The organism is Cupriavidus sp. DL-D2 (assembly GCF_039710735.1).
Classification (GTDB): domain Bacteria; phylum Pseudomonadota; class Gammaproteobacteria; order Burkholderiales; family Burkholderiaceae; genus Cupriavidus.
Genome location: NZ_JBDKXK010000088.1, coordinates 1 through 18,508, shown reverse-complemented (window position 1 = coordinate 18,508; position 18,508 = coordinate 1). Strand labels below are relative to the sequence as shown.

Below are 18,508 nucleotides of genomic sequence, written 5' to 3'. Positions count from 1 at the left end.
GGTCATCATACAAATTTCACGCTACGATGGTAGGCGGGGTTATCCCTGATACGGTGCATTGACTGGCCGATAATCGCACCAATGCTCGCAGTCTGTGCGTGCGCATTGGCTACCTGCCGGGCGTATGATTGCGCCTCTCTTCAGACATTCCGCTACGAGTCATCCATGTCCGTTACTACTGCCCCAGTCCTGGTCTGCCAATGGGATGAAGCCCGCGAGCGCGCCCGCGCCATCCGCTACAGCGTCTTCGTGGAAGAGCAGGGCGTACCGGTGGAACTGGAATGGGATGACATGGACGAGCCAAGCTGGCACGCCCTGGCGTTCGCCGCCGACGGCACCCCGGTCGCTACGGGCCGCCTGCTACCGGACGGACACATCGGCCGCATGGCCGTGCTCAAGGTGGCGCGCGGCACCGGCATGGGCGCCCGGGTTCTGGACGCACTGATGGCGAAGGCCGCCGAACTCGGCTATGCGGAGCTGATCCTCAACGCGCAGACGCATGCGGCGCCGTTTTATGCGCGTGTGGGCTTCGAGCAGGTTGGGGCGGAGTTCGAGGAAGCGGGGATTCCGCATGTGGAGATGCGGAAGCAGGTGGGGTGACTTGAGTTTGCGCGATACCGCTATCCGTTTACCGCTATCCGTTGCTATGCGCTCCCCTCTCCCGCGCAGCGGGAGAGGGGTCGGGGGAGAGGGTCAGCAGTGAAAATTGCGACAGGTCGGCAAGCAGGACCGCCGGCCCTCTCCCCCAGCCCCTCTCCCACTTTGTGGGAGAGGGGAGTGAACCCCAAGTGTAGTTCTAGCGCGGCGCAGGCACCGTCCCTGTATCCCGCGTCACATTCAGCCGGCCCTGATACGACACCTCGCCGGTCTTCCCCTCTGCATCGAAACTCCGCTCGACATAATCGAATCGTCCGTCATGCCGTACGCGCAGCACGGTGCTGGCGCGCGTGCCGTAATGCGGGGAGCGGATGAACGATGACGACAGCAGCTTCTCCCACTCCGGCGCCACGCCGGTGCTCGGTAGTTCCCAGTCCGGCGCCTGTTTCTCGTCGGCGAGCATCTGCAGGTAGGGTTCGGCGTCCGAGCCGAACTGGCCACGGTCGGCGGCCAGGACTTCGCACAGCGCGCCGACGCGGCTGCGGACCTTGGGCCATGGCGTGTCGAGCAGTGCGTTGGACAATCCGTAGAGGCCCGGTTTCAGCTTCTGCGGCTGGCGTGTCTTCGAGCGGTTGCTGTACCACCAGAGGTCGTGCAAATCGCTGGCCAGCAGGTTGAACCCGTTGTAGGCGCCATGGGCGCCGGCCAGTTCGTGGAGGTACTCGTCCGGGGTCTGCTCGCCGCGCAGGAAATGCGCGACGAGTTCGCCGCGCGAGCGGGCATCGGTACGTTTTTCGGAGGGGGCGCGGTAGTTGGTCAGCGCGGCGAAACGCGCGCGCGAATCGCCGGGCCATTCGGACGAGGCGGCGTTGGCCACGCCCATCCAGGTGCCCGCATCGCCGATCACCTCGGCCAGGTCGCGGCCAGCCAGCACCTCGGGGGCATCCTGCCACCAGTGCGCGGCCGCCGCGGGGCGGGCATAGAACTCGTCACGGTTGCCGGCCACCACCAGGGCATAGTCCGGGTGCGATTGCCAGGCCACCAGAATCAGGCACATGTCGCTTCCTTTGCTTCTCTTGCTGCACTACAGTGACTGCAGTGACCACGTCACAGCACGTCCAGGTCTACGAACTTCTCGGCCATACGCTCGCCACTGATCCAGTGAGCGAGGCCGCTCTGGCGCCACAGGCCATCGAGCGTGGCATCGAAGGCGGGCGGTATGTCCGCGTAGCTCTCCATCCACGTCTGCAGCCCGGCGCGGGTCTCCGGCCTTCGCATGAGCGTACCACCAATCCCGGTGGCCTCGGCCACCGTTTCCATCCAGCGGTGCCACTGCGGCAACGCCTCGGCGGCGCGGTCCTCCGGCACCTTGAAGTAGACGTAGAGATGATCGCTCATGTCTTGGTTCCCCGGTCGTTCAACTGGCGGATTCAGCCTCGTTCGGCAGCGGCACTTCGTACGGCAGCGCACGCGTGGAGACCGGCGAGCCGTCCGCTGCGCCCAGATGCAGCGTGCCGGCCACGGCTGCATCGATCTTCAGCTCGGCGAGTCCTTCCCATCCACCCAGCGGTGACGGGGCGGCATTGACCACCATGCCGCACGGCTGCGAGGGATCTTCGGGACGGAAAATCTCGGTGGCAGCGGCCGGCACCGTACCTTCGCCGCCCACACGCCACATACGACGCTTGAGCGTGCCGCGATACTGGCTGCGCGCCACCACTTCCTGGCCGGGATAGCAGCCCTTGCGGAAATTGACGCCGCCGATCAGCTCGAAGTTGATCATCTGCGGCACGAACTGCTCCTGCGTGGCGGCGGCGATGCGCGGGATGCCGGCGCCGATGTCGAGCCAGTCCCAGAATGCCGGTGCCGCCTGCGCCAGCGTCGCGCCCAGCGCCTGTTGCAGCGCCTCGGCGCGCGCGGACTCCGCCACGATCTGCCAGCGCGCTTCGCCCTCGGCGTCGGCCAGGCGGATCACGCTCACGCCATCGGCATGCGCAGCGGACAGCGGCCCTTGCGGTGCGGGCAGGCCGGCTTGTTTCAGCGCGGCTTCGGCACCTGCGCCGGCCACGCCCAGCACGCGGTGTGTGGCGGAGAGGTCGGACAGTTTGGCCTTGGCGCGCAGCACGAACATCGACAGGCGCTTCTGGATGGCCGGCTGGATATCGGCCGACAGTTGCAGCACGATGCCTTCGGCGTCGCGCCAGACCAGGAAGCTGGCCATCAGCCGGCCCTTGGCCGAGCAGTAGCCGGCCAGCCGCGCTGCATCGGCCGGCAGGTCTTCCACCGCGTTGGTCAACTGGCTGTGCAGGAAGGTGGCGGCGTCATCGCCGGCCACGCGGATCAAGCCCAGCCCGGCGGGCGCGGTGACAATACCGGCGTGCGGCAGGGCGGCGAAGCTATCGGCGAGCGAGGGGAATTCAGTGGCGGACATGCAGACGGTCCCGGAAGACGGTGATCGGTGGTGAAATTGGGGGCGGCAGTGCCATCGTACAAGGTCATACGCAGCGTAGTGCTGCGTCGCCTGTAACGTGTGGTGACACATAGGCCACAAGGCTCCCGGTATTATATGGGCCTGCCGTCATTCCGACCGGCCGCGCGTCTTGCCAGCGCCGTATGCTTTCCGCCGATAGTCCCTCGATTGTTCCAATCACTACATGAAACGCCTGTTCCTGCGCCTGGTCGGGGTGCTGATTGTCTCCGCAGCAGCGCTTGCGGGTGGCTTTGCCTGGTGGGCAAACCAGCCGCTCGGCCTGTCCGCCTCGCCCATAGAAGTCATCGTCAAGCCCAATTCGGGCGTGGCCAGCGTCGGCCGCCAACTACAGCGCGGCGGCGTGACCATGGACCCTCGCATGTTCCAGTTGTTGGCCCGGATCACGGGCCACGCCACCGACCTGAAGGCCGGGGGCTACCAGTTCGAAACCGGCGTGACGCCGTTCGAAGTGGTCGAGAAAATCGCGAAGGGCGACGTGTCGCACTACGTGGTCACCGTGATCGAGGGGTGGGAGTTCCGCAAGATGCGCGCGGCCGTGGATGCCAGCCCGGCGCTGAAGCATGACACGCAGGGCATGTCGGACGCCGACCTGATGAAGGCGATTGGCGCGGCGGAAACCTCGCCCGAGGGCCTGTTCTTCCCCGATACCTACCTCTTTGCCCGCGGCAGCAGCGATATCGAGTTGTACAAGCACGCCTACCGCGCGATGCAGAAGCGCATCAACGATGCCTGGAACGCGCGCGCACCGGACCTGCCGTACAAGACGCCGTACGAGGCGCTGATCATGGCGTCGATCGTCGAGAAGGAAACCGGGCAGGCGTCGGAGCGGCCGATGATTGCGGCGGTATTCGTGAATCGGCTGCGCAAGAACATGATGCTGCAGACCGATCCGACCGTGATCTACGGCATCGGCCCGACTTTCGACGGCAATATCCGCAAGAAGGATCTGACCACGGACACCCCGTACAATACGTACACCCGTACCGGCCTGCCGCCGACGCCGATCGCGCTGCCGGGCCTGGCCTCGCTGGCCGCGGCTACCACGCCGGCGCCGTCTGACGCGCTGTACTTCGTGGCGCGTGGCGACGGCAGCAGCCATTTCTCGACATCACTTCCCGAACACAACCGCGCGGTAGACAAGTACCAGCGCGGCAAACCGTAATCACATGGGCGGCAAATTCATCACGTTTGAAGGTATCGACGGCGCGGGCAAGAGCACCCATATCGAATGGGTGGCCGAGCGCCTGCGCGCCCGTGGCAACGTCGTGACTACGCGCGAGCCGGGTGGCACGCCGCTGGGCGAGGATCTGCGCCAGTTGCTGCTGCATCGCAAGATGGACCTCGAAACCGAGGCGCTGCTGATGTTCGCGGCACGACGCGAGCATATTGCCGAAGTCATTGCCCCGGCCCTCGCACGCGGGGACTGGGTCATTTCCGATCGTTTCACCGATGCCACGTTTGCCTATCAGGGCGGGGGCAGGGGGCTGGCGCTCGACCGGCTGGAAGCGCTGGAGGCCTGGGTGCAGCGCGGCCTGCAACCGGACCTGACGCTGCTGTTCGACGTGCCGCTGGAAACCGCCGCCGCGCGGCTGGCCAATGCGCGCGAGCCAGACAAGTTCGAGGCGGAGTCCCGCGCGTTCTTCGAGCGGACACGCAACGAATACCTGCGACGGGCCGCCCAGGCACCGCAGCGCTTCCGGGTCATCGACTCGACGCGCTCCATCGACGAGATTCGCGTGACGCTCGAAGACATCATCGCAAGTCTCTGAGTTTTATGACTTATATCCGCGCCGTGATGTCGGTGTGCATCTCTCCGACAATACATGACGTCATGGCGCTAACCGATTGATTCGCATGCTTTATCCCTGGCAACGAGAAGACTGGCAGCGGCTGACCGCCTTGCGCGACCGGCTGCCCCACGCGCTGCTGCTGCACGGCCAGCAAGGCATCGGCAAGCGCGACCTGGCGCTGCATTTTGCGCAGGGCCTGCTTTGCGAAGCGCCGCTCGCCGACGGTCAGCCATGCAACCACTGTGGTGCGTGCCACTGGTTCGGCCAGGGCAACCATCCTGACTTCACCGTGGTTCGGCCCGAGGCGCTGGAGGCCGGTGAAGGCGGCGAGGGGGATGCCGAGTCCGGATCGAGCAGCAAGAAGAAGGCGCCGAGCAAGATCATCCGCATGGAACAGGTGCGCCAGCTGATCGAGGCAATAGGCGTTGGCACGCACCGCGCCGGATTGCGCGTGGTGGTGGTGTATCCGCTCGATGCGCTCCAGACCGAAGGTGCCAACGCACTGCTCAAGACGCTGGAAGAGCCACCGCCATCGACGGTCTTCCTGCTGGTCACAGACCGCATCGACCGCGTGCTGCCGACTACCCTGTCGCGCTGCCGCCAGTTCTCCGTGGCGCCGCCGAGCGCGGCGGCGGCACTGGAATGGTTGCGCAGCCAGGGCGTGGCCGATGTGGAGGCGCAACTGGCGCAGGCCGGCGGTGCGCCGCTGACCGCGCTGCATGCCGCCGAGGCCGAGGAGCAACCATTGCTGCGCCTGCTGGTGAGCCAGCTTGGCGCAGGTCCGACCTTTGACGCATTGGCTGCTGCCGAGCAACTCCAGAAACTGCCGGTGCCGATGGTACTGGGCACGCTGCAACGCTGGACCTACGATTTGCTGTCGATCTCGCTGGGTACGGGCCCGGCCCGCTATTTCCCCAAGGAACAGGCCGCGCTGGGACGTTGCGCCGGCGCAACCGATGCCCATCGCCTGCAGGGGTTTGCCGGGCGGCTGGTGAACCATCGGCGCAGCGAGAATCATCCGCTGGCGGCACGCCTGGTCATGGAGTCGGTCTTTCTCGATTACCGGCAGATTTTTCGCTAGACGAGACGCAAGTTTGCGATGCGTCTCAAACTGCGCGCCGCCCGTAGGCACGGCGGTGCGCGCGTGGTAAAAGTCGAGCCACGGGTTTCCATGCCCGGCCAGTTACGATAAATAGCCTGCGCAAAGCGGGCAACATGGGGTCAATGATGAATGCACCAGCCACGACGCCACCGCTGACAGCGGCAGGCATACCGCCGAGGAATCCGGCACCCGCCCGTCCGGCCACCCCCCCAGCGGGAGCCGGTCCGGCTCCCGGGACTCCACAGCGTCCCAATGTGTTGTCGCTGTCGATCAAGGATCAGGCCGGACTGTACGCGGCCTACATGCCGTTCCTGGCGCGCGGCGGCATCTTCGTGCCGTCGAACCGCCCGTTCCGGCTGGGGGAGCCGGTGTTCCTGGTGCTGTCGTTGCTGGACCGCCCGCAGAAGTACCAGATACAAGGCGTGGTGGCGTGGATTACCCCGGCTGGCACGCCGATGAAGACGCCCGGCGTGGGCGTGCATCTGCCGGACGATGACAATGGCCGCATGCTCAAGCGTGCGGTGGAAGAACTGCTGGGCAAGACGATCGAATCGGGCAAGCCCACGCAGACGATATAACTCAAGGAAAATGCGAGGTTTGCCTCGCAAGTTATTGGATTTATGAGTCATTCTGGATTTACCGTGCGGATTGCCACGCGCGAGGACCTGCCCGGCATCGTCGAGATCTACAACAGCACGGTGGCCTCGCGCATGGTGACGGCCGATACCGAGCCGGTCAGCGTGGCATCCCGCGAGGGCTGGTTCGATGCCCATCTGCCAGAGCGTCGTCCACTGTGGGTGTGCGAGGATGCCGAAGGCCGCATGGCCGGGTGGGTGAGCTTTTCGGATTTCTATGGCCGGCCCGCCTATGGCGCCACGGCCGAGGTCTCGATCTATCTGCACGAGGACCAGCGCGGCAAGGGCCTTGGCCGCTTCCTGCTGGCCGAGGCCGTGGCCCATGCGCCGAAGGTCGGCGTGAAGACGCTGCTCGGCTTTATCTTCGGCCACAATGCGCCGAGCCTGGCGCTGTTCGAGCGGCATGGCTTTACCCGTTGGGGGGATCTGCCGCGCGTCGCCGTGCTCGACGGCGTGGAACGCGACCTCGTGATCCTGGGCCGCCGGCTCGATTGAGTTTCAAGAGAGTGCCGATGTTCGTAGATTCCCACTGCCATATCGATTTCCCCGACCTGTCCGCGCGCCTGCCTGAACTGCTCGCGAACATGAAGGCCAACCAGGTGACGCATGCGCTGTGCATCTCCGTGACGCTGGAAGATTTTCCGCGCGTGCTGGCGCTGGCCGAACAGCATCCGAACCTGTACGCGTCCGTGGGTGTCCACCCGGACTACGAGGAGGATGCCGAGGAGCCCACGCTGGAACGGCTGGTGACGCTCTCCAACCATCCGCGCGTGGTCGGCACCGGCGAGACGGGCCTCGACTACTACCGCCTCAACGGTCGCAGCGTCGAAGACATGGAGTGGCAGCGCGATCGTTTCCGCACCCACATCCGTGCCGCAAGGCAAACCGGCAAGCCGCTGATCATCCATACGCGCTCGTCAGCCGACGACACGATCCGGCTGATGCAGGAAGAGAACGCCCGGGAAGCCGGAGGCGTGATGCACTGCTTCACCGAGACCTGGGACATCGCCAAGCGGGCGCTCGACGAGGATTTCTATATCTCGTTCTCGGGCATCGTGACGTTCAAGAGCGCGGCGGACCTGCAGGAGACCGCGAAGAAAGTGCCGCTGGACCGCATGCTGATCGAGACCGATTCGCCGTATCTGGCGCCGGTGCCATATCGCGGCAAGACCAACGAACCGGCCTGGGTGCGTCACGTGGGCGAATTCATCGCCAATCTGCGCGGCGTGCCGGTGGAACAGATTGCCGAACAGACGACGGATAATTTCTTCCGTCTTTTCAAGCACATCGACAGGAATGCTCATGTTTGATCTGAAGATGCGACGCATGGCCTCCGCCATGGCGCTCGTGGGCCTGTCCGCGATGGCGGGCTGCGCGCTGGTGCAGGCGGCTCCAGCGGACGACATGCGTAAGGCCGTGGAATTCGACGACGGCAACACGGTGCAGAAACTGCTGCAGAAAGGCGTGGACCCGAACCTGACGGACAACCGCGGCAATCCGCTACTGGTGCTGGCCCTGCGCGAGAAATCGACCAAGGCGGCCAAGGTGCTGATCAAGGCGAAGAACATCGACCTCGACAAGACCAACCCGGCTGGCGAGAACGCGCTGATGATGGCGGCGCTGCAGGGCGACCTGGAGAGCATGAAGCTGATGGTCGATGGCGAAGAGGCCGAGGTGAACAAGAAGGGCTGGGCGCCGCTGCACTACGCGGCAACGAATGGCCACAACGACGTGGTCAAGTACCTGGTGGATCACGCGGCCTATATCGACGCCGAAAGCCCGAATGGCACCACGCCGCTGATGATGGCGGCGCGCGGCGGCCATATCGACACGGTGAAGCTGCTGCTGGACGAGGGCGCCGACCTGCGGCTCAAGAACCAGCAGGGCATGACGGTGATCGACTTCGCCGAGCAGTACAACCAGAAGGAAATCGCGGCCGGCCTGAAATCGCGCTGGCAGAAGGTCTATGGCAACGTGCCGGCCCCCGCGCCAGCGCCCAAGCCGTGGACGCCGCCTAACAGCCAGCCGCAACCCAAGCCTTACTGAGTAAAGACATCCTTCCCCTGGGCGCCCGCTCAGGGGAAATCCCGCTCCGAGATCGGTACGGAGCGGGAGGTGCCGCCCGGCACCCCGTAGAGGCGGAACACGTTCCGGTTGGCGCTGGTGCCGCCGGACTCCCTCAGTTCCGCCAGTTCGAAGCGTTCCGACCGGAACAACTCTCCCGTATCCAGGCTCTGGTAGCGCAGGTCGTAGCTGCCGGGAGAAATCTCATCCATCGTGAATGACGTGCCGCCCCGCACGTAGCTTGTGCGCACCGGGAGCGGCGTGTTGCCCTCCACGGACACCAGTTTCACCATGACATCTGACGGGCTCGCCGAGTTGTCGACGGTCAGCGTCGACAACCCGCTGTCGTTGAGCACCGGATAGCCGGGCAGGTAGCCTGACCGTGTCGGCCACGGCAGGCCACGCGGGGTCAACGTTGGCCGGATGTACTTGCTGTCACGGGTCGAGCCCGGCGCTACGGTGCGCGTCAGCGATGACGCAGAGGGCGGCACGGAGGACGACAGGGTCGATGCGGTGGCGGCCCCCGGTACGCCGCGTCCGGCAGCGTTATCCCCCGACCAGTCGCTCAACAACACTACGATCAGCGCGCCGATCCCCAGGTAGAGCGCAAACGAGCCGAGCTTCGGCAACGGGGTGGCGGGACCACTGTTGGGCGGCGCATCGCGCCATGAGCGGCGCGGCTTGCGTGTGCGGGCGGGCTGTTCGGCAGCCGGTTCGGGTTCGCTGGCGGCCGGGGGCGGAGCGGGGCGCTGGGCCTGCTGGCGTTGCGCGGCCTGTCGTTGTTGCTGGGCCTGGGCGGCACGGTAGGCCTGCCGCTGCTGCGTGGCCTGGCGCTGCTTCTGGTCGGCTTCGCGTTTCTCCTGCGCGACGATCCACTGGTCATGCTCGGCGCGCTTCTCCGGATCGCGCAGCACGTCATAGGCGGCGTTCAGCAGCCGCATGATGCGGTTGGCCTCCTCGCTGTCGGCGTGGCGGTCGGGATGGTATTTCTGGCTCAGGGACTTGTACGCGGCCCGGATGACTTCCGCGGGCGCGTCGCGTGAGACCTTGAGGTTGTCGTAGTGGCTATGCATCAGGCGGGAAAGACGCAATATCGGAGGTCGACAACTGATAACGGCAAGTCGTGGCGAATCTCAAGCGCGGAATGCACGGCAAGCTGCTGCACGACAAACGGCGCGCGGATCGAACCGTGCGCCATTATCGCGTGGGTGCGGGAGTGATGTCTGAGGGATGCCGAACAGAACGCCGGGCAGGGCAATGACGCCCGAGGCTGAATTCTAGGAATCGCACGCATAAAACGCCAGTTACACGTAAGGATGATTGGCCGCTCGGACACGGACTCGTACTCTGCGCGTCGGAACTTCCCCGTCGCCTGCCCCCGCCTGCGAGTCCCCCATGAATACAGTCGCCATCCTGCTGTCGGCTTTTCTGCTGTCCGTGATCGCCTTGGGCGCGTTCATCTGGAGCATGCAGAAGGGCCTGTTCGATACGTCCAGCGCCGCCGCCCGCGTGATCTTCCACGGCGAAGGGGCGCATCCCGAAGACCCAGCCTCGGCGCGCGGCGACACCGGCGTGGCAGACGCCGCCCGCACCGCCGCCGACCAGTCGTCGGCACCCGTGGTCTTTCTGTTTATCTGCTGCGCGATGGTCTGGCTGCTGGTGGCATCTGCCGCCGGCCTGACCTCGTCTATCAAGCTGCATGAACCCGACTGGCTGGCCTCGATCCCCTGGCTGACCTTCGGGCGCATCCGCACCATCCACCTGAACGCCGTGGCTTACGGCTGGGCGCCGATGGCCGGACTCGGCATCGCCATGTTCCTGCTGCCGCGCCTGCTCAAGACGGAGCTGGTGGGGGCGCGCTGGGCGGTGCTGGGCGCGGCGGTCTGGAATGCTGGGCTGATCGCGGGTATCGGCAGCATCGCCGCCGGCATCTCCGACGGGCTGGAGTGGCTGGAGATTCCGTGGCAGGTGGACATCCTCTTCGTGGCTGGCGGCGCGTTCGTGGGCATTCCGCTGGTGCTGACACTGGTGAACCGCAAGGTGGATCACCTCTACGTGTCGGTCTGGTACATGGGCTGTGCACTGTTCTGGTTCCCGGTGCTGTTCCTGGTGGCCAACATCCCGGGCCTGCATTTCGGGGTGGAGCAGGCCACCATGAACTGGTGGTTCGGCCATAACGTGCTGGGGCTGTTCTATACGCCGCTGGCGCTGGCATCGATCTACTACTTCCTGCCGAAGGTGATCGGCCAGCCGGTGAAATCGTACGGGCTGTCGCTGCTGGGTTTCTGGGCGTTGGCCTTCTTCTACGGGCAGGTGGGCGGCCATCACCTGGTGGGCGGGCCGGTGCCGGGCTGGCTGATCACGCTGTCGATCGTGCAGAGCATGATGATGCTGATTCCCGTGATCGCGTTCTCGATCAACCAGCACCAGACGTTGCGCGGCAACTTCCACCGGCTGATCGATTCGCCGACGCTGCGCTTCATGACCTTCGGCGGCATGATGTACACGCTGAGTTCGATCCAGGGGTCGTTCGAGGCGCTACGCGCCGTCAACCGCGTGACCCACTTCACGCACTACACCGTGGCGCACGCCCACCTGGGGCTGTACGCGTTCGTGAGCTTTGCATTCTTCGGCGCCATCTACTTCATCGTGCCGCGCATCACGGGCCGGGAGTGGCCGTACCGCTGGCTGATCTACGCGCATTTCTGGCTGGCCGTGGGCGGCATCGGCGTCTATTTCATCGGCCTGAGCATCGGCGGCTGGCTACAGGGCAAGGCGATGCTCGACGCCGCCAAGCCCTTCATGGATTCGGTGGCGGTGACCGTGCCGTACCTCAAGATCCGCTCCATCGGCGGATTCATGATGCTGACCAGCCACCTCTGTTTCGTGGCCAACTTCATTTGCGTGGCATTCGGCCTGGGGCCGAACCGCAATCGTCCCGCGATGTTCCACCAGGGCAACAAGCCCGCACAGGGAGCCTGAACGTGAACAACGAGAGCGCCCTGCTGGCGGGCGGCATGACGATGCTGGCACTGGCCACCAGCGCCCTGGTGGTGCTGCCCTACATGCAACTGCACGACGTGAAGCCCACCGAAGGGTTGAAGCCCTACACCGCCGCCCAGTTGCGCGGCCGCGAGGTCTATATTGCCAATGGCTGCGTCTACTGCCACTCGCAGCAACCCCGCGATGCCGCGTTCGCGCCCGATGCCAAGCGCGGCTGGGGCCGCGCAACCACAGCCGGTGACTACTACTACGACAAGCCCCACCTGCTGGGCACCATGCGCACAGGTCCGGACCTGATGAACATCGGCGTGCGCCAGCCCAGCGCGGACTGGCATCTGGGGCACTTGTACCAGCCACGTGCGTACGTGAGCGGCAGCATCATGCCCGCGTATCCATTCCTGTTCGATGCCAAGGACGCGCCCGACGCCGGCGAGAAGGCCGTGCCGCTGCCGCCGGGCTATGCGCCGCTGGGCAAGGTGGTGGTGCCCACGGCCGCCGCACTGGACCTCGTGGCCTACCTGCAATCGCTGAACCGGACCGGTGCCGTGCTGCCGGCAACGAAGGAATGAGGCCATGAGCGATTTCCGTGATCCCCGTGGTGCGGCAGATGGTTCGGCAGAAAGCTCGGAGCAGCGGCAGGCCGCCGCCGCGCGTGCCCGCGAGCATGAAGACCCGCACGAGAACCGCATGCCGATTCCGCGCTATGTGCTGGCGATGGTAGCCGCGCTGGTGGCGTGGGGCGTGTACTACATCGTCACGGCCCCGATCGACCAGCCTCCGGCGCTCGGCGACCAGCGCACCGTGGCGGACCTGCATGGCAAGCCGAAGGCGGCGGCGGGCGCGGCGGTGGATGGTGCTGCCATCTTCCAGAGCCATTGCGTGGCCTGCCATCAGGCCACGGGCCAGGGTTTGCCGGGCGTGTTTCCGCCGCTGGCCGGCTCCGAGTGGGTCACCGGCAGCGATGCCAAGGCGGCACGGATCGTCCTGCGCGGCGTCACCGGCAAGCTCACGGTCAAGGGCACGGCCTACAACGGGGCGATGCCGGCGTTCGCGGCGCAGCTCGGTGATGCCGAGATTGCCGCCGTGCTCACGCATGTGCGCAGCCAGTGGGGCAATGCCGCACCGCCCGTGACGGCGGAGACCGTCGCGGCGGCACGGGCCGATACGGCCAGCATGCAGGCACCTTTCGATGGCGACGCGGCGCTTGGCTCCCCGGGCAGTTAGGACCGTCGCCCCCGCGTCGGCAGGCCCTTGGCTGGCGCTGGCCGCCGCGCTGCTGCTCGGCGCGGCGGCAGTCTACTTCGTGACCGACGGGCTGCGCGCCTGGACACTCGACCAGTCACGCGTGGCGCGCATCGCCCGACAGGCGCTGCGGCTACCCGCCATCGACGTGTGGAACCAGCATGGCCATGACCTGCGGCTGTTCGAACTGGCGAATACCGGCGTGCCCGAGCCTGCCCTCTACATCGTCGATTTCATCTACACCCGCTGTCCCACGGTCTGCCGGGCGCTGGGCGCCGAGTTCGCGCAGTTGCAACGCCAGATTGCCGCCGATGGCATGGCGCCACGGGTACAACTGATTTCCCTTTCCTTCGATCCACGCGACACCGTGAACGATCTGCTCGGCTATGCCACCAGCTATCGGGCGAATGCCCCCGGCTGGCAGGTGGTGGCCGCCATCTCGCCGGACGCGATGACGAAACTGCTGCGACAGGCTGACGTGATCGCCATCCCGGATGGTCTCGGCGGCTTCGAGCATAACGGGGGCCTGCATGTGGTGGATGCACAGGGCAGGGTGCTGTCCGTCCATGCGCTAGAGGATTTCCAGCAGGCCTATGCGGTGGCGCTGGCCCACTTGCGCGGGAATCGGCCATGAATCGCGCCAACGTGAGGCTGGCCGGCGTGCTCTTGCTGCTGGCGCTGGCGCTACCTCCCATGCGTACGTTCTTCGAGGCATCCATGGCATGGCTGATGCTCGGCCTGATGCCTTGCCTGTTTGCGGCAGGCGCGCTGGCCCCCGGCATGCTGAGCGCGCGACGGCAGGTGGAGATGGTGCCGCGGATGCGTCCGTATTCGCTGGCGCTAGGGGTGGCGGCCACGCTGGCCTACGGCATCTGGATGCTGCCGATCGCCGTGGATCTCTCGCGCATGTCCCTGCCGATGGGGCTGGCGCGCGACGCGTCGATGGTGCTCGCGGGCCTGGCCGCGAGTGTCGGCCTGCGTGTGGCGCCGTGGCCACTGGTGTTGTTTTTTGGCGGAAACATGGTCTGGATGGCCCTGACTTTTGGCATGCTGTTCATCGACTCGCCCAATCGCCTGTGCGCCAGCTACCTGCTGGGCGACCAGCGGCTGGCAGGCGCCGGGCTGGTGGTCTACGCGGCGGTGATCGGCTCGTGGCTGCTCATTCGCGCCGCGCGGCAGGCCGATGCGGCCGATGCGGCCGATGCGGGCGATGACGATGGTGAACGGGTCATGACAGTGCCATCGCAAAGAAAAAACTAAAGAATGTCTCGGACCTGCCGATAAACGCGGCCAACGAGAGAAGTCAGAGAACGGGGCCTGGAAAGAGCCCCGCTTGACCGGGATCGCGGAGTCCCTCTCCGCGCCCATTTGAACTGGGGCAAGTGCATGCTGAGAAGAATCAAGGCAGAACAACTGCAGATAGGCATGTTCGTGGCAAGGCTGGGCGGGCCATGGATGAACCATCCGTTCTGGCGCTCGCGCTTTCTGGTGTCCAGCGACGAGCAGGTGGAGCAGATCCAGGCAGCCAACGTGCAGGATGTGTGGATCGACATCCTCAAGGGCCGCAACCTGCCCACGCCGGCCGCGCCGGAGATGATGGAGGCCGAGGAGGTCGACGAGCCCGAAGCCAGCTTCGAGAGCGAGCTGGAGCGCGCGCGCGAGTTGATCAAGACGGGGCGCATGCTGATCGGCAACCTGTTCAACGACGTCCGCATGGGCCGCGCACTGGAGACGCACGGCGCGCTGCTGCTGGTGGATTCGGCGTCCACCTCGCTGTCTCGCCATTCGCAGGCGCTGCTGGCCATGGCGCGCCTCAAAGCCAAGGACGACTACACCTACCTGCACTCGTTCTCGGTCTGCGCGCTGATGATCGCGGTGGGCCGCAACCTGAAACTGCCCGATGGCGAGGTGCGCGAACTGGGACTGGCCGGGCTGGTGCACGATATCGGCAAGCTGACGCTGCCCGAATCGCTGCTGCTCAAGGGCAGCGACCTGTCCCCGGCGGACGAGGAGAAGATGCGGCGCCACCCGTCGGCGGGCTACCGCATCCTCAACGAGGCGCGGCTCTACAGCAATATCCCGCTCGACGTCTGCGTCCACCACCACGAGCGCGTGGACGGGCGCGGCTATCCGTTCGGCCTGCACGAGAACGAAATCAGCGTCCACGCCAAGATCGCAGCCATCTGCGACACCTACGATGCGCTGACCTCGCCGCGTCCGAACCATCCGGCGTGGTCGCCGGCGCGAGCCATGGAGTACATCGCCGTGCGCGTGGACACGCTCTTCGACCGGCGTGTGTTCAAGGCTTTCACGCGCACCATGGGCATCTACCCGCTGGGCACCGTGCTGCGCCTGCGCTCCGGCCGGCTGGCCGTGGTGTGCGGCCAGAACGAGGGCGAGACGCTGCGCCCGCGCGTGATGACCTTCTATTCGGTGACGGATTCCAAACCGCTGCCGCCCGAGGTGATCGACCTGACCCACAGCGACGACACCGTGACCGCTTTCGAGGATGCGCGGCAGTGGGGCTTCACCGACGACCAGTTGATGGCAATGTACGCGCCGCATGCGAACTAGGGGAAAGAAGGGAAGAAGGGAAGAAGCGGCATGGTAGCGGGCTGGCCGCGGATTCTGGATCTGAGACGATTCTGATTCTGCGGCCACTCGCGCCAGAATTCGCGGCAGCGCGGCGCAACGCTAGTAGACTCGTGGCTTGACTGTCAGCAACCAAGCCTCGCCCTCATGACTTTTGACGCACTGCTGGACCTGTTCCAGCGACGCATTCCCGCCCATCCCTGGGCCCAGATTTCGCTCTACGTGCTGGCGCTCGTCCTGATCGCCGGACTCGCGCAATGGCTCGTCGCACGCGTGGTGGGCCGGGTGGTCTACCGCGTGTTGAGCCTTTCCGGCAACCGCGAGTGGGCCGCCGCGCTCATGCGGCACCGCACCTACCGCCGCCTCGGCTATGCGGTGTTTCTCGCCGTCATCACGGTCGGCATCAGCCAGGTGCCCGATCTCGGCAAGTTCTCGATCCTCATCGAACGGCTGGCGCATGCCGGCACCTGGGTCAGCGTGTTCCTGATGGTGTCCGGCGTGCTGAACGCCTGGCAGACCGTGTTCGCGGCCAGCCGTCGTGCGCAGACGCGCTCGATCAAGGGCTATGTGCAGGTGGCCCAGTTGGCGCTGTGGCTGGTCTGCGGCGTGCTGGTGCTGTCGATCCTGATCGACCGCTCGCCGCTGTGGATGCTTTCCGGTATCGGTGCGGTGTCGGCGGTGCTGTTGCTGGTGTTCAAGGACACGCTGCTGTCTCTGGTGGCCAGCACGCAGCTCACGTCCAACGACATGCTGCGCATCGGCGACTGGATCGAGATGCCGCAGTCCAACGCCGATGGCTTCGTGATGGACATCGCGCTGCATACGGTGAAGGTCAAGAACTGGGACAACACCGTGACCACGGTGCCCACGTACAAGCTGTTCTCGGAGAGCTACCGCAACTACCGGCACATGTTCGAGTCCGGCGCGCGGCGGATCAAGCGGACGCTTCGCATCGACGCTTCGACCGTGCGGTTTCTCGACGATAACGAGGTAACGGCGCTGATGCGCTTCCGGCTGCTGCACGACTACCTGGAGGTCAAGCAGCAGGAAGTGGAGCAGACCAATCGGGTACTGCTCGGCGAGAACACGGACCCGGTCAACCGTCGGCGGTTGACTAACCTCGGGACCTTCCGCGCCTACGGCATCGCCTTCCTGCGCGCGCATCCCGAAATCCACCACGACCTGCTACTCAACCTGCGGATGATGGAGCCGGACTCGCAGGGTATTCCTATCGAGGTCTATTGCTTCAGCAATCGCACCGGCTGGACGGACTACGAACGCATCCAGGGCGATATCTTCGATCACCTGCTAGCGATCCTGCCGGAGTTGGGGTTGCGCTTGTACCAGTCGCCGTCAGGCGCGGATCTCAGTGCATTGCGTCAGGATTCGCAGTATGGCGCGCATGCAGCGCTGGCGGCCGCGGCAACAGATCCGGGGGCGAGGGAACCGGCGCAGGCGCATATGGACAAGGCGGATCGGGTGGTTTGATTCCTGTCGATCCTGCTGGTTTTGGCTCCCTCTCCCGTGAAGCGGGAGACGGCAAGACGTCGTTATGTCGAAGCGTGGTTAGTGCTTGAATGGCTCGCCCTCTCCCCCAACCCCTCTCCCGCAAGGCGGGAGAGGGGAGTAAAAACAGTCGGGGAGTGAAGCGAAATCAAGCCTTGCGCGGCTTGACCTTGCTCGCCGCTTCCTTCGCACGATCCCGTGCTGTATCCACATCTGCCGCATACGCCAGCGCCACGCCCATACGGCGTTTGGTGAACGACTCCGGCTTGCCGAACAGGCGCAGTTCGGTCTGCGGGATGCGCAGCGCCTCGTCCACACCGTCGAAGACGATGCCTTCGGCATCCACGCCGCCGTAGATCACCGCGCTGGCGCCCGGGGCGCGGAGGCTGGTGTCCACCGGCAGGCCCAGAATGGCGCGGGCGTGCAGTTCAAACTCGTTCTGGTACTGCGTGATCATCGTCACCATACCGGTGTCATGCGGGCGCGGGCTGACTTCGCTGAACCAGACCTGTTCCCCCTTGACGAACAGTTCCACGCCGAACAGCCCCTGTCCGCCCAGGTCGGCCGTCACTGCACGGGCGATGTGCTGGGCGGTTTCCAGCGCCTTGGGGTGCATCGGGTGCGGCTGCCAGCTTTCCACGTAGTCACCGGCAACCTGGACGTGGCCGATCGGCTCGCAGAACTGGGTGTCCACCTTGCCATCGGCACCCAGCGCGCGCACGGTCAGCAGCGTGATTTCGTAGTCGAAATCGATAAAGCCCTCGACGATGATCCGGCCGTGGCTGACGCGGCCACCGGCCATGGCGTAGTCCCATGCGGCCTTGACGTCAGCCGGGCCGTCGATCTTGCTCTGGCCCTTGCCGGAACTGCTCATCACGGGCTTGACCACGCACGGATAACCGATACCGCCGTCGATGGCGGCTTGCAGTTCTTCGAGCGAATCGCAGAATTTGTATGGGCTGGTGGGCAGGCCCAGCGTCTCGGCGGCCAGGCGGCGGATGCCTTCGCGATCCATGGTCAGACGGGCGGCGCGGGCGGTAGGAATCACGCGGACGACGCCGGCAGCTTCCAGCGATTCCAGCATCGGCGTGGCGATGGCTTCGATCTCAGGCACCACCAGATGCGGACGCTCGGCTTCGATCAGCGCCTTGAGCTGGTCGCCATCGCTCATGGTGATGGTGCGCGAGTGGTGCGCCACCTGCTGGCCCGGGGCGTTCTCGTAGCGGTCCACGGCAATGGTTTCCACGCCCAGGCGCTGCAGCGCGATCAGCACTTCCTTGCCAAGCTCGCCGGAGCCCAACAGCATCACTTTGGTGGCAGACGGGGAGAGGGGGGTTCCAAGGGTGGTCATGGCGGGGGCTCGCGGCAGGGAAGAAAAGACGCGATTGTAGCAAGGCGAGACCATTGCCTTGCCGGGTTTTTCTCCCCTCTCCCACACAGTGGTGTATAGCCCGGACACATAGGTAACACCTGTTCGGAGACATGG

20 protein-coding genes are annotated in these 18,508 nt (G+C 65.5%); 15 read left to right on the top strand and 5 right to left on the bottom strand.

What is annotated here, in order from left to right; translation table 11 throughout:
• Positions 1-165 precede the first annotated feature (165 nt).
• Positions 166-600 carry a GNAT family N-acetyltransferase gene (locus tag ABDB81_RS28350; protein ID WP_137926727.1) on the top strand — a complete coding sequence of 145 codons (435 nt, stop codon included), beginning with the start codon at positions 166-168 and terminating at the stop codon, positions 598-600.
• Between the two features lie 196 nt (positions 601-796).
• Here ABDB81_RS28350 and ABDB81_RS28345 read toward each other — a convergent pair whose 3' ends face one another.
• The 3 genes from ABDB81_RS28345 to ABDB81_RS28335 are packed head-to-tail and all read right to left on the bottom strand — an operon-like array spanning position 797 to position 3,028.
• On the bottom strand, positions 797-1,654 hold the full coding sequence (locus tag ABDB81_RS28345; RefSeq protein ID WP_137926728.1) for an NRDE family protein: 858 nt from the start codon (positions 1,652-1,654) through the stop codon (positions 797-799).
• A gap of 50 nt (positions 1,655-1,704) precedes the next feature.
• Positions 1,705-1,995, bottom strand: a complete 291-nt coding sequence (locus ABDB81_RS28340; RefSeq protein ID WP_137926729.1) for a DUF4936 family protein — start codon at positions 1,993-1,995, stop codon at positions 1,705-1,707.
• A 19-nt stretch (positions 1,996-2,014) separates the two neighbouring features.
• Positions 2,015-3,028, bottom strand: a complete 1,014-nt coding sequence (locus ABDB81_RS28335) for a folate-binding protein YgfZ (protein ID WP_160472282.1) — start codon at positions 3,026-3,028, stop codon at positions 2,015-2,017.
• Between the two features lie 223 nt (positions 3,029-3,251).
• Here ABDB81_RS28335 and mltG point away from each other — a divergent pair, with 223 nt between their 5' ends.
• From mltG to ABDB81_RS28300, 7 genes are all read left to right on the top strand, one after another.
• Positions 3,252-4,250, top strand: a complete 999-nt coding sequence (gene mltG, locus ABDB81_RS28330) for an endolytic transglycosylase MltG (RefSeq protein WP_346814197.1) — start codon at positions 3,252-3,254, stop codon at positions 4,248-4,250.
• A 4-nt stretch (positions 4,251-4,254) separates the two neighbouring features.
• Positions 4,255-4,857 carry a dTMP kinase gene (tmk, locus tag ABDB81_RS28325; RefSeq protein ID WP_160472284.1) on the top strand — a complete coding sequence of 201 codons (603 nt, stop codon included), beginning with the start codon at positions 4,255-4,257 and terminating at the stop codon, positions 4,855-4,857.
• A gap of 85 nt (positions 4,858-4,942) precedes the next feature.
• Positions 4,943-5,959: a DNA polymerase III subunit delta' gene (locus tag ABDB81_RS28320; protein WP_160472286.1), complete on the top strand. Its 1,017-nt coding sequence runs from the start codon at positions 4,943-4,945 to the stop codon at positions 5,957-5,959.
• 146 nt (positions 5,960-6,105) lie between these two features.
• A complete protein-coding gene (locus ABDB81_RS28315) occupies positions 6,106-6,558 on the top strand; it encodes a PilZ domain-containing protein (RefSeq protein ID WP_137926749.1) in 453 nt (150 codons plus the stop codon).
• 42 nt (positions 6,559-6,600) lie between these two features.
• Positions 6,601-7,110, top strand: a complete 510-nt coding sequence (locus tag ABDB81_RS28310) for a GNAT family N-acetyltransferase (protein ID WP_137926734.1) — start codon at positions 6,601-6,603, stop codon at positions 7,108-7,110.
• A 17-nt stretch (positions 7,111-7,127) separates the two neighbouring features.
• Positions 7,128-7,925 carry a TatD family hydrolase gene (locus ABDB81_RS28305; RefSeq protein ID WP_346814196.1) on the top strand — a complete coding sequence of 266 codons (798 nt, stop codon included), beginning with the start codon at positions 7,128-7,130 and terminating at the stop codon, positions 7,923-7,925.
• Positions 7,918-8,661, top strand: coding sequence for an ankyrin repeat domain-containing protein (locus ABDB81_RS28300; RefSeq protein WP_137926736.1), 744 nt, complete (start codon positions 7,918-7,920; stop codon positions 8,659-8,661). The genes ABDB81_RS28305 and ABDB81_RS28300 overlap by 8 nt, the downstream gene beginning before the upstream one ends.
• A gap of 29 nt (positions 8,662-8,690) precedes the next feature.
• Here ABDB81_RS28300 and ABDB81_RS28295 read toward each other — a convergent pair whose 3' ends face one another.
• A complete protein-coding gene (locus tag ABDB81_RS28295; RefSeq protein WP_346814195.1) occupies positions 8,691-9,770 on the bottom strand; it encodes a J domain-containing protein in 1,080 nt (359 codons plus the stop codon).
• A gap of 304 nt (positions 9,771-10,074) precedes the next feature.
• Between ABDB81_RS28295 and ABDB81_RS28290 the strand changes: the two genes are divergently transcribed.
• The 7 genes from ABDB81_RS28290 to ABDB81_RS28260 all read left to right on the top strand — a co-directional run bounded on the left by ABDB81_RS28290 (position 10,075) and on the right by ABDB81_RS28260 (position 17,004).
• Positions 10,075-11,661 carry a cbb3-type cytochrome c oxidase subunit I gene (locus tag ABDB81_RS28290; RefSeq protein WP_346814194.1) on the top strand — a complete coding sequence of 529 codons (1,587 nt, stop codon included), beginning with the start codon at positions 10,075-10,077 and terminating at the stop codon, positions 11,659-11,661.
• Positions 11,662-11,663: 2 nt separating this feature from the next.
• Positions 11,664-12,251 (top strand): cbb3-type cytochrome c oxidase subunit II, encoded by a 588-nt coding sequence (locus ABDB81_RS28285; protein ID WP_171020464.1) that lies wholly within the window; start codon positions 11,664-11,666, stop codon positions 12,249-12,251.
• 4 nt (positions 12,252-12,255) lie between these two features.
• A complete protein-coding gene (locus tag ABDB81_RS28280; protein ID WP_346814193.1) occupies positions 12,256-12,906 on the top strand; it encodes a cytochrome c in 651 nt (216 codons plus the stop codon).
• Complete coding sequence (locus tag ABDB81_RS28275; protein ID WP_346814192.1) at positions 12,872-13,558, top strand: SCO family protein; 687 nt, start codon at positions 12,872-12,874, stop codon at positions 13,556-13,558. The genes ABDB81_RS28280 and ABDB81_RS28275 overlap by 35 nt, the downstream gene beginning before the upstream one ends.
• Positions 13,555-14,184: a hypothetical protein gene (locus ABDB81_RS28270; protein WP_346814191.1), complete on the top strand. Its 630-nt coding sequence runs from the start codon at positions 13,555-13,557 to the stop codon at positions 14,182-14,184. The genes ABDB81_RS28275 and ABDB81_RS28270 overlap by 4 nt, the downstream gene beginning before the upstream one ends.
• 126 nt (positions 14,185-14,310) lie before the next feature.
• Positions 14,311-15,498 (top strand): HD-GYP domain-containing protein, encoded by a 1,188-nt coding sequence (locus ABDB81_RS28265; protein ID WP_137926740.1) that lies wholly within the window; start codon positions 14,311-14,313, stop codon positions 15,496-15,498.
• A gap of 165 nt (positions 15,499-15,663) precedes the next feature.
• Positions 15,664-17,004, top strand: a complete 1,341-nt coding sequence (locus tag ABDB81_RS28260; RefSeq protein ID WP_346814190.1) for a mechanosensitive ion channel family protein — start codon at positions 15,664-15,666, stop codon at positions 17,002-17,004.
• A 166-nt stretch (positions 17,005-17,170) separates the two neighbouring features.
• Here the strand turns inward: ABDB81_RS28260 and purT are convergent, their stop codons facing one another.
• Positions 17,171-18,373 (bottom strand): formate-dependent phosphoribosylglycinamide formyltransferase, encoded by a 1,203-nt coding sequence (purT, locus tag ABDB81_RS28255; RefSeq protein WP_346814189.1) that lies wholly within the window; start codon positions 18,371-18,373, stop codon positions 17,171-17,173.
• Positions 18,374-18,508 lie beyond the last annotated feature (135 nt).

Bases quoted from the DNA above. Each gene is read 5' to 3' on its own strand.
- ABDB81_RS28305 (WP_346814196.1), top strand. From the start codon at position 7,128: ATGTTCGTAGATTCCCACTGCCATATCGATTTCCCCGACCTGTCCGCG.
- ABDB81_RS28310 (WP_137926734.1), top strand. From the start codon at position 6,601: ATGAGTCATTCTGGATTTACCGTGCGGATTGCCACGCGCGAGGACCTG.
- ABDB81_RS28320 (WP_160472286.1), top strand. From the start codon at position 4,943: ATGCTTTATCCCTGGCAACGAGAAGACTGGCAGCGGCTGACCGCCTTG.
- ABDB81_RS28280 (WP_346814193.1), top strand. From the start codon at position 12,256: ATGAGCGATTTCCGTGATCCCCGTGGTGCGGCAGATGGTTCGGCAGAA.
- mltG (WP_346814197.1), top strand. From the start codon at position 3,252: ATGAAACGCCTGTTCCTGCGCCTGGTCGGGGTGCTGATTGTCTCCGCA.
- ABDB81_RS28265 (WP_137926740.1), top strand. From the start codon at position 14,311: ATGCTGAGAAGAATCAAGGCAGAACAACTGCAGATAGGCATGTTCGTG.
- ABDB81_RS28260 (WP_346814190.1), top strand. From the start codon at position 15,664: ATGACTTTTGACGCACTGCTGGACCTGTTCCAGCGACGCATTCCCGCC.
- ABDB81_RS28335 (WP_160472282.1), bottom strand. From the start codon at position 3,028: ATGTCCGCCACTGAATTCCCCTCGCTCGCCGATAGCTTCGCCGCCCTG.
- ABDB81_RS28270 (WP_346814191.1), top strand. From the start codon at position 13,555: ATGAATCGCGCCAACGTGAGGCTGGCCGGCGTGCTCTTGCTGCTGGCG.
- purT (WP_346814189.1), bottom strand. From the start codon at position 18,373: ATGACCACCCTTGGAACCCCCCTCTCCCCGTCTGCCACCAAAGTGATG.
- ABDB81_RS28350 (WP_137926727.1), top strand. From the start codon at position 166: ATGTCCGTTACTACTGCCCCAGTCCTGGTCTGCCAATGGGATGAAGCC.
- ABDB81_RS28315 (WP_137926749.1), top strand. From the start codon at position 6,106: ATGAATGCACCAGCCACGACGCCACCGCTGACAGCGGCAGGCATACCG.
- ABDB81_RS28345 (WP_137926728.1), bottom strand. From the start codon at position 1,654: ATGTGCCTGATTCTGGTGGCCTGGCAATCGCACCCGGACTATGCCCTG.
- ABDB81_RS28275 (WP_346814192.1), top strand. From the start codon at position 12,872: ATGGCGACGCGGCGCTTGGCTCCCCGGGCAGTTAGGACCGTCGCCCCC.
- ABDB81_RS28340 (WP_137926729.1), bottom strand. From the start codon at position 1,995: ATGAGCGATCATCTCTACGTCTACTTCAAGGTGCCGGAGGACCGCGCC.
- tmk (WP_160472284.1), top strand. From the start codon at position 4,255: ATGGGCGGCAAATTCATCACGTTTGAAGGTATCGACGGCGCGGGCAAG.
- ABDB81_RS28300 (WP_137926736.1), top strand. From the start codon at position 7,918: ATGTTTGATCTGAAGATGCGACGCATGGCCTCCGCCATGGCGCTCGTG.
- ABDB81_RS28290 (WP_346814194.1), top strand. From the start codon at position 10,075: ATGAATACAGTCGCCATCCTGCTGTCGGCTTTTCTGCTGTCCGTGATC.